This is a genomic window from Acinetobacter chengduensis (assembly GCF_003664645.1).
In the GTDB taxonomy this organism is placed as follows: Bacteria; Pseudomonadota; Gammaproteobacteria; order Pseudomonadales; family Moraxellaceae; genus Acinetobacter; species Acinetobacter chengduensis.
The window spans coordinates 1-13,334 of the sequence record NZ_RCHC01000009.1; the positions used below are offsets into that span (position 1 = coordinate 1).

The following is a 13,334-nucleotide window of genomic DNA, read 5'->3' on the forward strand; positions in this document are numbered from 1 at the left end:
ACGGTCTTCACCACCGAATGAACGGCGTTCGCCATCACGGCCACCTTCACGACGTTTGAAATTGCTTTCGCCTTCAAAACGACGACCACCACCAAAGCCACCACGACCGCCATCACGACGACCGCCACGGCCACGGCCAGCGCCATCACGGCTACCGCGTGCAGGAGGTGGAGATGGCTCAAGACCTTCAATTTCAGATACGTTTAGACGAGCATCTAAGAAGTCTTCTAAAGCACGGATCTTGCCACGTTCACGGTAAGTTGCAAGTGTAATTGCTTTACCAGTACGACCAGCACGACCAGTACGACCAATACGGTGTACATAATCTTCGTTCTTCATAGGAAGACCGAAGTTAATTACGTGTGAAATTGTTGGTACGTCAAGACCACGCGCTGCAACGTCAGTTGCAACTAAAATCTTAGCACGACCTTCACGGATGCTACGTAAACGACGGTTACGAACAGTTTGTGGCATAGCACCATGAAGCGCTACAACTGATAAACCTGCTTCAGCAAGTTCTTCAGCCAACATATCTGTATCTTCTTGGGTAGAAGCAAATACTACTGCTTGATCAACGTCTTCTTCGTTTAACCAATGAGTAAGTAATTTTTTCTTGTGTTCAAAGCCATCAGTCCAATGCAAAGTTTGAGTGATGTCAGTATTTGTAGAGTGACCAGTTTCAATCGCAATACGCATTGGATCATTCATCATGCGTTCAGCAAGCGTGATAATACGTGGTGCAAATGTTGCAGAGAACATTAATGTTTGCTTGCGGTTAGCTGCTAAATCACTGATTGCTTCTAGATCTTCAGAGAAACCAAGATCAAGCATACGGTCAGCTTCATCGACAATTAACGCGTCAACTTTGTCTAATTTGATTTGACGACGGTTAACCAAGTCAAGTAAACGACCTGGAGTTGCAACAACAACTTGCGCGCCTTTTAATTGTTGGATTTGTTTACCAAAAGGCATACCACCCATAATTGCAGCAATACGAACACCTTTCATGTGACGTACGAATGCAATTGCATCTTGACTCACTTGTTGAGCCAATTCACGAGTTGGACAAAGAACCAAAATGTTTGGTTGAGTAACTGCTTTCATACGTTCTTTGAACGGTACAAAAGTTTCTTGGTCAGCAAGTGCATTTAAAGTTGGGAGTAAGAATGCAGCTGTTTTACCAGAACCTGTTTGGCTTGATACTAAAAGGTCTTTACCTTCTAAAGCCGCAGGGATTGATTGCTCTTGTACAGGAGTTGGCGCAGTAAAACCTAAGCTTTGTAGAGCTTGTTGCAGGGACTCGTGTAGAGGAAATTCAGCAAAAGTTTTGCTCATAGAGTTTTTCACCCGAAAAATGGGTGCTCCATTAAAATAAAGTCAATTGGACATCGGCAAAAAGCGGTACAGCAATAAACGCTGACAATCTAAGATTCAGCGGCGATCCGAGTAACGACGATGTGATATAACGCACGCATGATTACGGCTAAACCTGAAGGAATCGCTAAAGCGATTGGGGCGCGAGATATCGTCCTCTCTTTGGACCGCACGCGCATACACAATGATTTGAAGAGAAATGTTCAGGTAATGAACGAAAATAAGTGCGTGGGCGGATTATATCAGAATAATTTTAAAAGTCATCCTTTTTAGTCAACTTAAAACAACAAATTCACAAAACATATATTTATTCACTTTATATTGCGCAAATTTTTGACTGATATAGGTCGCTTATTTTTCGTAAGCGCTTCTTTCTTCAACATTTCAGCTGAGATAAGCGCGTCATTAAAAAATTTACAATATTTTCTGGTTTATCCTGAGTCATTACTTTTGGGCACGCTAAAGAGGCATATTGATCAAAACGTCGAGAAATTTTTAAAAACTCTTTCTCAGCATTTGTCTGAAGGTACGCTCTGCTTAATTGCCTTTGCACAATCAGATCAATGCATTGCTTTTTATTCAAGGACGGTAAAAGCACATAGCTATATGCTTCTGACAATAGGCGGTGTTTAATGGCCTGATATTCTGCATCCTGATCCAGTGCATAAGTCATAAATCCAGATGAACAGACCAAAATTGCAGATTGCCCGGGCTGAATAGAGCCTCGTAGTTGCTGATATAAAGCAATATTACGACGTGCATAGGCCAAATAACCATTCTGTTGAATATATAAAGTAATATCCCCTTCCATTTTGAGAAAATATTCATCTAAATCTAAGCACACGGCATCTATTTTAGGGGCCAATTGCTTTGCGATTGTTGTTTTACCTGCACCCCCAGGGCCAATAAACTGAATGAACATGTAATGCACTCTATTTTAAGATGAACTTTTCTTCTGAATATTTATACACTGTAATTTTTATTTCTAAGATTTATAAGTCTTGTCCATCTAAAAATGAGCGCAATAAAAAACCCTCATCAATGAGGGTTTTTTTAAACTCGAACTACATATAAGTTGAAAGACTTATTTAGCAGCTTCGCCCCAAGCAGGAACAACAGCTTGCATCAATGGTTTCAACATTTTCATAGAACATGCGATCACTTGACCGTTTTCCATTGACTCTGCACCACCACGTGCATCTACAACAGTACCGCCCGCTTCTTTCACAATGAGTTCGCCTGCAGCGATATCCCATGGTTTCAAGCCAAGCTCGAAGTAACCATCTAAACGACCCGCAGCCACATAAGCTAAATCAAGCGCAGCAGAACCAGCACGGCGGTATTGAGCACCTGCTTCAGTTACATTTAATAATGAATCGAAGTGATTTTTTGCATAAGAAACAACTTCACCATTACGGATTTTACGGTAAGCATGGCCTACACCCATAAAGGTATTTTCTAAGCTGTCTTTTACATTTACACGAATACGGCGTTGGTTCAACATTGCACCGCGACCACGGCTTGCAGAGAATAACTCGTCTTTTACAGGGTCATAAATAACACCGTGTTGAGTTACACCTTTGTGTTGAACAGCAATAGATACACAGAAATGTGGGAAACCATTAATAAAGTTTAAAGTGCCATCAAGTGGGTCGATAATCCAACACCAATCAGCGTCGTGACCTTTACCTTCTTGAAGACCAAACTCTTCACCTAAGAAGCTGTGGTTTTTATAACTTTTACGAAGCGTGTCGATAGTCAACTGTTCAATGTAGCGATCTACACGTGTTACAGGACCCTCGATGCCTTTTTCTTCAACTTGCAAATCGAGTTTATGACGATTTTGATGCGCTTTTAAAAGCTCTTGACCAACTAATTGAGCCGCACGCGCAGCCATCACCACCATAGGTTCCATTGAACACCCACTACAAATTTGAAGACACTGATAAAGAATAATGCATAAAAGCCCGCACATTTTAGCAAATATACGGGCTTTTAGGCAAAGAAATGTTTCTAAACGTATTTAAAAAATTTATTTAACCGATTTAATTCAACTTAGACCATGCAATTTGTATTGATTTTTCAATACCTTCTGCATCAATCCCAGCCAATTGCAACATTTGTCCATGTGAAGCTTGATGTAAAAATTCATCAGCCAGACCAAGGTTTAATGTTGGTTTTACAATACCTGCTTTCGCAAGATATTCATTCACTGCACTGCCCGCACCTGCCATCACAGCATGCTCTTCAACCGTCACAAATAAAGCTGTGCTATCCGCCAGGCGATCCAACAACGCTTCATCTAAAGGTTTGACATAGCGCATGTTGACAATACGAACTGCTAAACCTTGTGCAGCTAGGGCTTCTGCTGCTTCAAAAGCAGGCTGTACACGACTACCAAAAGCCAAGATAGAAATACTTGGACCTTGAGTCTCATTAAAGCTTGCCAAAATTTCTGCTTCGCCAATGTTCATGGCCTGAAGTTCACTTTGGATATTGACTCCTAAACCATTACCACGTGGGTAACGCACTGCTGTTGGGCCAGGGTGTAAATATGCGGTATGCAGCATTTGACGACATTCATTTTCGTCTTTTGGCGCCATAATCACCATATTGGGAATGGTACGCATATAAGCATAATCGTATGCACCTGCATGTGTTGGACCGTCCTCACCCACCAAACCTGCACGATCAATCCCGAAAGTCACATCAAGATTTTGTAATGCGACATCATGTACAAGTTGGTCATAGCCACGTTGCAAGAAGGTTGAGTAAATCGCAACCACAGGTTTTAAGCCTTCACACGCCATACCTGCAGCCAAAGTCACCGCATGTTGCTCTGCAATGGCTACATCAAAGTAACGCTCTGGAAAATCTTGGGCAAATTTTACCATGCCCGAACCTTCACACATTGCAGGTGTAATTGCGACTAAGCGTTGGTCTTGTGCTGCTTCATCACATAACCACTGACCAAATACATCTGAATATTTAGGTGCTGTGCTTGTGCTGGCAACTGCATTCAATTTACTAATCGCATGATATTTAATTTGATCCGCTTCTGCAGGTGCAAAACCTTTGCCTTTTTTGGTATAGACATGCACCAAACGTGGACCTTTACGTTTTTTAACTGCTTCAAAAACATGAGTCAGTTGCACAACATCATGACCATCGAATGGGCCAAAATAATCAAAGCCAATCGCTTTAAATAAATTGTCTGCGGCATCGGTTGCTGCGCTGTGTAAACGAGAGTTATAGGCCCACTCAGGATGAGGTTGTACATACGCCTCGCCCTGCTCTGTGATATTAACCGACTCACCTTTACCCCAAATCGCAGCCAAGTGTTTGGCAAAGCCACCTGTGCTACATGAAATCGACATATCATTGTCATTTAACACAACAATTAAATCTGAATCATGTGCAACTGCATCGTTCATGGCTTCAAATGCCATACCCGCAGTCATTGCGCCATCCCCTACGATAGCAACAACTTCACAAGGATCTTTTTGGTAACGGCGCGCCAAAGACATGCCCAAACCTGCAGAAATTGCAGTTGAAGAGTGGCCTACGCCAAAAGTATCGTATTCAGATTCTTCACGTGCAGGAAAGGCAGCCAAGCCATCTTTAGCACGAATGGTGACGAGTTGTTCACGGCGACCAGTGAGGGCTTTATGAGGGTACGCTTGATGACCCACATCCCAAATCAGACGGTCACGTGGTGTGTTAAAACAGTAATGCAACGCAACGGTCAATTCAATCACGCCAAGATTTGCGCCGAAGTGTCCGCCGCTTTGTCCTGCTGCATATATAATAAATTGACGTAACTCATCCGCCACTTGTTCGAGCTGCTTGCGTTCAAGCAGACGGAGCTGTTGAGGTAGCTCAATGCTGTCGAGCAGCGATGTAATGGGGCGTTGAGACGGTATTTCTGTATACAGCATAATATGGCAAAGCCTTCTAAAGCCTGGCAAATCCTAAGCTAGGTCAAATGGATATTCGATGATTATATCGAATTGTATCACCTTCAATCAGCCATATTTCTAGCGATGCAATTTTAAGTTCAACTCAAAATTCGGTGTTATGTTTAAGTGTAGGAGATTATCCTGAATAATCTGACTATTTATCAACTATTATCGTTCTCTTTATGCAAAAAAAGAAAATGTTCTGCACAAAATCGTAACTGCTATTCTACTAATGTCCAAGCATTACGCTATACTTTAAACAATTTACAATCAATTATACGGGTTTGACTGTGCCTATAGAATTTGTCGCGACTTCCAGATTACCGACCGCTTTTGGTGAATTTAAAGTTTCAGTATTTCAAGACCCACACACCGGCGAAGAACATGTCTCACTCTCTAAAGGCTTAGAAACTGCACCCACTGGCCCAGTTTTAGTTCGTATTCATTCCGAATGTTTAACAGGTGATGCATTTGCATCACTGAAGTGCGACTGTGGTCCACAACTTCAAGCGACGCAACAACTCATTAATGAGGCAGGCCAAGGCGTGATTTTATATTTACGTCAGGAAGGTCGTGGCATTGGTCTGACCAATAAAATCCGCGCCTATGCTTTGCAAGATCAAGGGCATGATACTGTAGATGCAAATCTCATGCTGAATCTACCTGCTGACGCCCGCACCTATGATATGTGTAGCATTATGTTAGAGCATTTGCAGGTGAAAGAAGTGCGCTTAATTACCAACAATCCTTTAAAAATTAAAGCACTCACAGACCTAGGTATTAATGTAGTAGACCGTGTTCCGCTCACAGTCGGTCTAAATAAATTCAATGAAGACTATTTAAAAACCAAACATGATCGAATGTCACACATGTACGATAAAGATGATTTTTAAATAAAAATATGAAGTAAATAACTGGAGATTGAACACATCAAGCCAGCCACAATTTTATTTGTGTTCAGTCTCTTATTATTTGCCAACTTTTCCAAAGCTGAAACGCCAAACACCCAATTACTACAAATTCAGAAATTAGAACAATTTCAGACGAACAAGCATTTTGCTTATGGCAATGCTTCTGATTCAACATTACAAGAGCACATTTTAAAAAATCACATTAATCAATCTATTGAAAGTACACGTCAAGCATTTATCCATCTCTATCAAAGTAATAGCCAACCGAGTAAACAACAGTTATTACACATCTTATCCAATGGGATTAATCAAATAGATCCAAACAGCTTGTACACCGATGATCGCGAGCAAGTTGCGACTATTTTTGAAAATTTTTTAGATGTTATTGGCTTAGAGAGTTCAGACGGAATACTCAATACATGGGTATATGGCAAAGAAATTACTGACCTAATTACCAAGCCTAGAGCACAATGACGACAAATCGATGTGAAGCATCCATTTTTTCACTCGGCAATATTTTTCTTTTGCTAAACACATCTCCCTCTCTGCAATCAGGACGGGAGACTTAGCAAGCTTCTCTCCAAAGCGAAAATCAAATCGTCATCGAAAATATCTGAGTCTCAGGCTTCCGACGTTTTAAATGCAAATCAAACGCCATACAAATATTTCTAACGAAAGGTTTCCCTTGTTCCGTAATCACGATTTGCTCTGGTTCAATCTGCAATAGACCATCTTGTTCCATCTCTACAAGTTGCTGAATAACTTTTTCCCTTTCAGGAAAATCCATTGACTGGTCAGCCCATGAGGTTTGAAACGTACACATTAAATTTAAAATATGTTTACGGATTTTTAAGTCTTCAGCACTCAACACATGCCCTTTCACCACTGGAATTTGATGATTTTCAAGACATGCATAATAAGCATCTATGTTTTTTTCATTTTGCGCAAAGCTATACCAACTGTCACTGATGGAAGAGATTCCTAAGCCAATCATGACTTGCGTTTTAGATGCGGTATAACCCATAAAATTACGATGCAAAGCCTTCTCTTGAAATGCCTTGCACATTGGATCAGTATTTAATGCGAAATGATCCATGCCAATTTCATGGTAACCACTTGCCAATAAAGCTTTTTTGCCTTCTTCATAACATTGGCGTTTCATTTCATCTTTAGGTACATCCGCATCTTTAAAGCCACGTTGGCCATTGCCTTTAATCCATGGCACATGTGCATAACTATAAAAGGCCAAACGGTCTGGCATTAATCGAGTAGTCTGCTCTATGGTATGCAACACATCATCAAGCTGTTGAAAAGGCAGACCAAAGACTAAATCGTGTGAAATAGAGCTATAGCCGATTTCTCTTGCCCACACGGTTGCACGTTCAACATGCTCAAAAGGTTGTATCCGATGAATCGCTTTTTGTACATTTTCATTATAGTCCTGTACTCCATAGCTCACACGACGAAACCCAACATCGTATAGCGCTTGCAAATGTTCACGCGTGGTATTGTTTGGGTGACCTTCGAAGCTGAATTCATGTAGTGGCGCCACATCAGCGTCAGCCAAAATTCCCTGAATTAACTCTGTTAAATGCTCAGGAGAAAAAAACGTAGGCGTGCCACCACCCAGATGAATCTCTTTAATCAAAGGTCGTTCAACCAGCACTTTTCGATACAGCGCCCATTCTTTGAGCACCGCCTGAATATAAGGCTGTTCAAGCTCATGCTTTTTTGTGACTTTTTTATGGCAACCGCAGAAGGTACATAAACTTTCACAAAATGGCAGATGAATGTATAAACTAATCCCTTCACTTGTATTTGAGGCATCAAAGGATTGCTTGAGGGTCTGCGTCCAAGCCTGCACTGAAAACGAAGCTTCATCCCAATAAGGCACCGTTGGGTAACTGGTATAACGTGGCCCAGGCACATTATATTTTTGAATCAGTGATGTTACCTGTTGCATATCCACGGCCTTAATAAAATACAAAATGGCATTTAAGGCTATTTTGCTTGGCTTATAAGCCGAATTCAACCTAGCCATTTAGTCGGAATAAACCTATACAACGTTATATAAAGTGACCTGATGGCAGGCTGTATTCAAGCCTATCTTTAGTTTTTCCGATGCTCAAGATTGGTAAAAAAACCTTATGTTTTTAGACATTTTATGTTTTGATATTCTTAGTCATATAAATCAATGAGAGTGGCGATGTCACATCCAACTTCAGCGGATATACAACGTGTCCGAGATTTCCTTTGCGATTTGCAAGCCCGCATTTGTACTGCGCTAGAGCAACAAGAACGTGCTGGTGGTGGCCAAGCCGAGTTTGTCATTGACGATTGGCAACGTCCTGAAGGGGGTGGTGGCCGATCACGCGTGTTGCAAAATGGCACTGTGATTGAAAAAGGTGGTGTGATGTTTTCCCACATCCAAATTTCTAAATTACCAGCCTCTGCAACAGAGCGTCACCCACAAATTGCAGGTGCTAAAGCTCAGGCGATGGGCGTGTCATTGGTCATTCATCCGAAAAACCCAAATGTGCCAACCTCGCATGCCAATGTCAGATTATTTGTAGCTGAGAAAGAAGGCCAAGACCCAATCTGGTGGTTTGGTGGTGGTTTCGACTTAACACCATTTTATCCCAATGAAGAAGATGTTCTTAGCTGGCATCAAAGTGCTCATGACTTGTGTGCCCCGTTTGGCGATGATGTGTATGCCGAACATAAACAATGGTGTGATGATTATTTCTACTTAAAGCATCGCGATGAACAGCGCGGTGTCGGTGGCTTATTCTTTGATGATTTAAATCAATGGGACTTTGAAACTTGCTTTAAATATATGCAAGCCGTAGGCAATGGTTACCTCGAAGCGATTTTGCCGATCTTTGAACGTAACCGCGACAAACCCTATAGCGAAGCACAGCGAGACTTCCAACTGTACCGTCGCGGACGTTATGTCGAATACAACTTGGTTTATGACCGTGGTACGTTGTTTGGCTTACAAACAGGTGGACGGATTGAATCCATTTTAGTCAGCATGCCCCCGCTCGCGGGTTGGTCATATCGCCCTGAGTGGGATGCAGACTCTGCTGAGAAAAAGCTCACGGATCATTATTTAAAACCCCAAGATTGGTTAAACACGCTGAAATAACTAAGTTTGTAGCCGTTTGGTTTTAAAGACAATCAAGCCTCCATCTATTGGGGGCTTTTTAAATCGGTTAATTCTGAGTCCTATGCATCAATACTTGAGTATTCCATTTAAGACCTTATTCGCTTGAATGTTACATCTATAAACCGAAACCTTCTGCTCATTTACCGTCTATGTACACAATATTGACTCAAAGTTTGCAGTCATTGCTATTTACATACATCTAATATCAGCTACTGCTGTAATATGAACGCTCAAACTATCATGACTAAAATAGTGTTGAAGATCGATATTGATGAAATATGCCTAAGCCTCATCAAAATGTTATTGCAATGATTGCAATCTATGATCTTCTCCTCATCTAGATCAAACGCAGGAAATCGCATGAATATCATCAAAAACCATCCGACACTGTTTAGCTTTTGGGGTTTCACCCTTCTCATGCTCACAGCAATTAGTACAGCACTTTTTTCTGAAAGTCAGTTCAATGATCAATTTGCCTATAGCACCATGTCTGTGGCTTTAATTGGTATTTTACTCAGTGCTTCATTTTTAGCAGTAGATGCTATTTTCGAGCTGTGTAATTCTTAATTACAGCCAAATACAATTACAGGCACATAGCTGATCATGAAATTAATTTTCAAGATAAATACGCTTGGCTAAAATTTAGATTAAAGCTTTAGACTGACCCATAATTGCCGTATATTGATGCACATTTCTCCACATGGACTTTGTGCGATGAGCAAGCAATTTGCCGTGATCGGCCATCCAATTGAACAATCTCGTTCCCCAGAACTGCATCATGCCTTTGCCAAAAAAATGGGTATAGACCTCCATTACGCTAAGCGCCTTGCACCACTCGATGGCTTTGAGGCCAGTATGCAAGATTTTTTTGCACAAGGTGGCGTAGGTATGAATGTGACGGTACCATTTAAAGAACAAGCCTTTAATGCCTGCGTGGTACTGACTGAGCGTGCCAAAATAGCAAAAGCAGTAAATACATTATGGATGGAGAATGGCCAATTACATGGTGACAATACCGATGGTCAAGGCTTAGTTGAAGCCATTCATGCCTTGGAATGGAATTTAGAACAAAGTCGTATATTAATTATTGGTGCTGGTGGCGCTACACGTGGCGTGATTTATCCATTGGTGCAAGCAGGTGCGAAAAAAATTGTCATTGCGAACCGCACCTTAGCTCGTGCCGAACAACTGGTTGCAGACCTTAAAGATGCAGTACCTCATGCTGAGCTCAGCGCAGTCGAACTGCATGACTTACAAGGCGATTTTGATCTTGTGATCAATGCTACTTCTGCAAGCCTTTCTGGAGATGCACTGGTTTTGCCTGAAACTTTACAATTTAAATATGCCTATGAAATGGCATACGGCAAAGCATCCAGCTTTTTAGATCAAGCCAAAGCACGTGGTGTACCTACATCTGAAGGTTTTGGCATGCTGATCGGACAAGCGATTGAATCCTTCCAAATTTGGAATGGTGTAAAACCTAACTTAAAAGACTTTCTTTAATTTTAGCTTGAATCCTAATATCAGAAAGAAGCGCCATTGCCATGTGATTTTTTGCATGTGCAATGGACAACATGATTTATGTCTAAATACATTCTTTGTACATAGTCAATTTGATCATAATGACAAAATTTAAATAAGCTCGTTCTCTCTTCATTCAAAACTTTAAACAGCTATATACTGTCAACACACAATTAAATACACATCTGTTTTATATTGCTTTATCCCATTAAAAATGATCATCCATGCAATATTTTTTGAACTTTTGTTGTACTAAAATCAACAATTGTATTGCAAAAATATTTCAGCAATTCGCATTTCTGACAGTTTGATCAGTCTATGCTATCAATGTAATTTAATCATTATTGTGAATAATCAAATCATCGAACCAGATAATCCAAAACTATTTTTAAATTAGGATTAAATTATGCCTGCTTATAAAGCTCCTTTACACGACATTCGTTTCTTAATGAACGAAGTATTCGACTTCCCTGCACATTTTAAAACTTTATCTAACGGTGACCTTGCAGACGCTGACACTGTAGATATGATTTTAGAAGGTGCTGCAGATTTTTGTGAAAATGTACTTTCTCCTTTAAACCAAAGTGGCGACGAAGAAGGCTGTCACTTTGAAAATGGTGAAGTAAAAACACCAAAAGGTTTTAAAGAAGCATACGACCAATTTGTTCAAGGTGGTTGGCAAGGTCTGTCTTATCCAGAAGAATTTGGTGGCCAAGGCTTACCAATGTCGCTTAACTTAATCAAATCTGAAATGATGGGTACAGCGAACTGGTCATTTACCATGTATCCTGGTCTAAGCATGGGCTGCATGAACACCATCATGCAATTTGGTACAGAAGAACAAAAAAATACCTATATGCCTCACCTAACAGCGGGTACGTGGTCTGGCACCATGTGCTTAACTGAACCTCAGTGCGGTACAGACTTAGGCCAAGTAAAAACTAAAGCTGAACCCAATGCTGATGGTACCTACGCAATTACGGGTACAAAAATCTTTATTTCTGCAGGTGAACATGACCTAACAGAAAACATTATTCATATTGTGCTTGCTCGTCTTCCAGATGCACCTGCTGGCACACGTGGTATTTCATTGTTCATCGTTCCAAAATTTATTCCAACTGCGGATGGTGGTGTAGGTGAACGCAACCCTGTGACATGTGGTTCAATTGAACACAAAATGGGAATCCGTGCGTCTGCAACAGCAGTGTTGAACTTTGACAGCGCAACAGGTTACTTGATTGGTGAAATGCACAAAGGCTTACATGCCATGTTTACCTTCATGAACACAGCACGTATTGGTACTGCGGTTCAAGGTTTGGCGCATGCTGAATTGGCATTCCAAGGTGCTTTACCTTATGCCAAAGACCGTATGTCTATGCGTGCGCTATCTGGTAAAAAAGATCCAGATAAAGTGGCTGATGCCATCATTCACCATGCTGACGTACGTCGTATGCTGTTAACACAAAAAGCCATTGCTGAAGGTGGCCGTGCCATGATTTATCATGCCGCACAGTTGGCAGATAAAATGGCTGATGCATTATCTCAAGGCAATCAAGCAAAATTCGAAGAATATGATGACAAGCTTGGTTTCTATACGCCAATCTTGAAAGGTTTCTTAACTGAATTGGGTTATGAAGCTGCCAACCACGGTATGCAGGTTTACGGTGGTCATGGTTATATTAAAGAATGGGGCATGGAACAAATCGTACGTGACTCACGCATTTCAACCCTATACGAAGGTACAACTGGCGTGCAAGCGCTCGATTTAATTGGTCGTAAAGTGTTGTTATCGTCTAAAGGTAAAGTCGTACGTGACTATACGGCTGAGATTTTAAAATTCTGTGGCGTACACGCGCGTAATAAATACATGCGTCGTTTTGCTTGGGATTTAACTAAAATCTGTGCACAGTGGAATGCATTGACTGTTCGTATCATGTTGGCTGCGCGTAAAGACCGTGACATCGTATCGTCTGCATCTGTGGATTACTTGATGTTCTCTGGTTATGCCATGATGGCATTCTACTGGGCGCAACAAGCTGCAGTTGCTTCTGCAAAATTAGCTTCTGGCGAAGGTCAAGAAGTACCTGAGTTCTATAAAGCAAAAATTAAATTGGCGGACTTCTATTTCGAACGTCTATTGCCACGTGCTCAAGGTCATGCTGAAGCAATGGTCAATCCATCTAAAACGATGACGTCTTTAGCACCAGAGCACTTTAGCTTTGATTATTAATTGTAATGAATAAAAAAGACCGCTTCGGCGGTCTTTTTTTTAACGATTAATTTAATAAAATTGAAATTACTCTCTCAGCAAGATTACAATATGCATAAATAATATACAAAAAAAATCAATCTATTAATAAAATCAAACAGAACTTCATGCTCTAAAAAGTTTTAATTAAC

General features: G+C 40.9%; 11 protein-coding genes. 6 read left to right on the top strand and 5 right to left on the bottom strand.

Going from position 1 to position 13,334, the window contains the following annotated elements; genetic code table 11:
• The 4 genes from D9K81_RS09395 to dxs all read right to left on the bottom strand — a co-directional run.
• Positions 1–1,335, bottom strand: a 1,335-nt coding sequence (locus D9K81_RS09395) for a DEAD/DEAH box helicase (protein ID WP_147433936.1), incomplete at its 3' end; no start/stop codon positions are given.
• Positions 1,336–1,750: 415 nt separating this feature from the next.
• Complete coding sequence (locus D9K81_RS09400; protein WP_120373565.1) at positions 1,751–2,296, bottom strand: AAA family ATPase; 546 nt, start codon at positions 2,294–2,296, stop codon at positions 1,751–1,753.
• Positions 2,297–2,458: 162 nt separating this feature from the next.
• Positions 2,459–3,289 carry an inositol monophosphatase family protein gene (locus D9K81_RS09405; protein ID WP_120373566.1) on the bottom strand — a complete coding sequence of 277 codons (831 nt, stop codon included), beginning with the start codon at positions 3,287–3,289 and terminating at the stop codon, positions 2,459–2,461.
• 130 nt (positions 3,290–3,419) lie between these two features.
• Entirely contained in the window at positions 3,420–5,312 is a 1,893-nt protein-coding gene (dxs, locus tag D9K81_RS09410; RefSeq protein ID WP_120373567.1) for a 1-deoxy-D-xylulose-5-phosphate synthase, read from the bottom strand.
• 311 nt (positions 5,313–5,623) lie between these two features.
• On the opposite strand from dxs, the gene ribA reads away from it, so the two are divergent.
• Both ribA and D9K81_RS09420 read left to right on the top strand, forming a co-directional pair.
• Positions 5,624–6,226: a GTP cyclohydrolase II gene (gene ribA / locus D9K81_RS09415; RefSeq protein WP_120373568.1), complete on the top strand. Its 603-nt coding sequence runs from the start codon at positions 5,624–5,626 to the stop codon at positions 6,224–6,226.
• Between the two features lie 60 nt (positions 6,227–6,286).
• Entirely contained in the window at positions 6,287–6,718 is a 432-nt protein-coding gene (locus tag D9K81_RS09420) for a DUF4844 domain-containing protein (RefSeq protein WP_228199814.1), read from the top strand.
• A 118-nt stretch (positions 6,719–6,836) separates the two neighbouring features.
• On the opposite strand, the gene hemN is transcribed toward D9K81_RS09420, so the two are convergent.
• The gene (hemN, locus tag D9K81_RS09425; protein WP_120373570.1) at positions 6,837–8,207 is read right to left on the bottom strand and encodes an oxygen-independent coproporphyrinogen III oxidase; all 1,371 of its coding nucleotides are present in this window, start codon (positions 8,205–8,207) and stop codon (positions 6,837–6,839) included.
• Positions 8,208–8,450: 243 nt separating this feature from the next.
• On the opposite strand from hemN, the gene hemF reads away from it, so the two are divergent.
• From hemF to D9K81_RS09445, 4 genes are all read left to right on the top strand, one after another.
• Entirely contained in the window at positions 8,451–9,392 is a 942-nt protein-coding gene (gene hemF / locus D9K81_RS09430) for an oxygen-dependent coproporphyrinogen oxidase (protein WP_120373571.1), read from the top strand.
• 381 nt (positions 9,393–9,773) lie between these two features.
• The gene (locus tag D9K81_RS09435; protein WP_120373572.1) at positions 9,774–9,980 is read left to right on the top strand and encodes a hypothetical protein; all 207 of its coding nucleotides are present in this window, start codon (positions 9,774–9,776) and stop codon (positions 9,978–9,980) included.
• Between the two features lie 147 nt (positions 9,981–10,127).
• The gene (aroE, locus tag D9K81_RS09440; protein WP_120373573.1) at positions 10,128–10,916 is read left to right on the top strand and encodes a shikimate dehydrogenase; all 789 of its coding nucleotides are present in this window, start codon (positions 10,128–10,130) and stop codon (positions 10,914–10,916) included.
• 424 nt (positions 10,917–11,340) lie between these two features.
• A complete protein-coding gene (locus D9K81_RS09445; protein WP_120373574.1) occupies positions 11,341–13,164 on the top strand; it encodes an acyl-CoA dehydrogenase C-terminal domain-containing protein in 1,824 nt (607 codons plus the stop codon).
• The last annotated feature ends 170 nt before the right edge of the window (positions 13,165–13,334 follow it).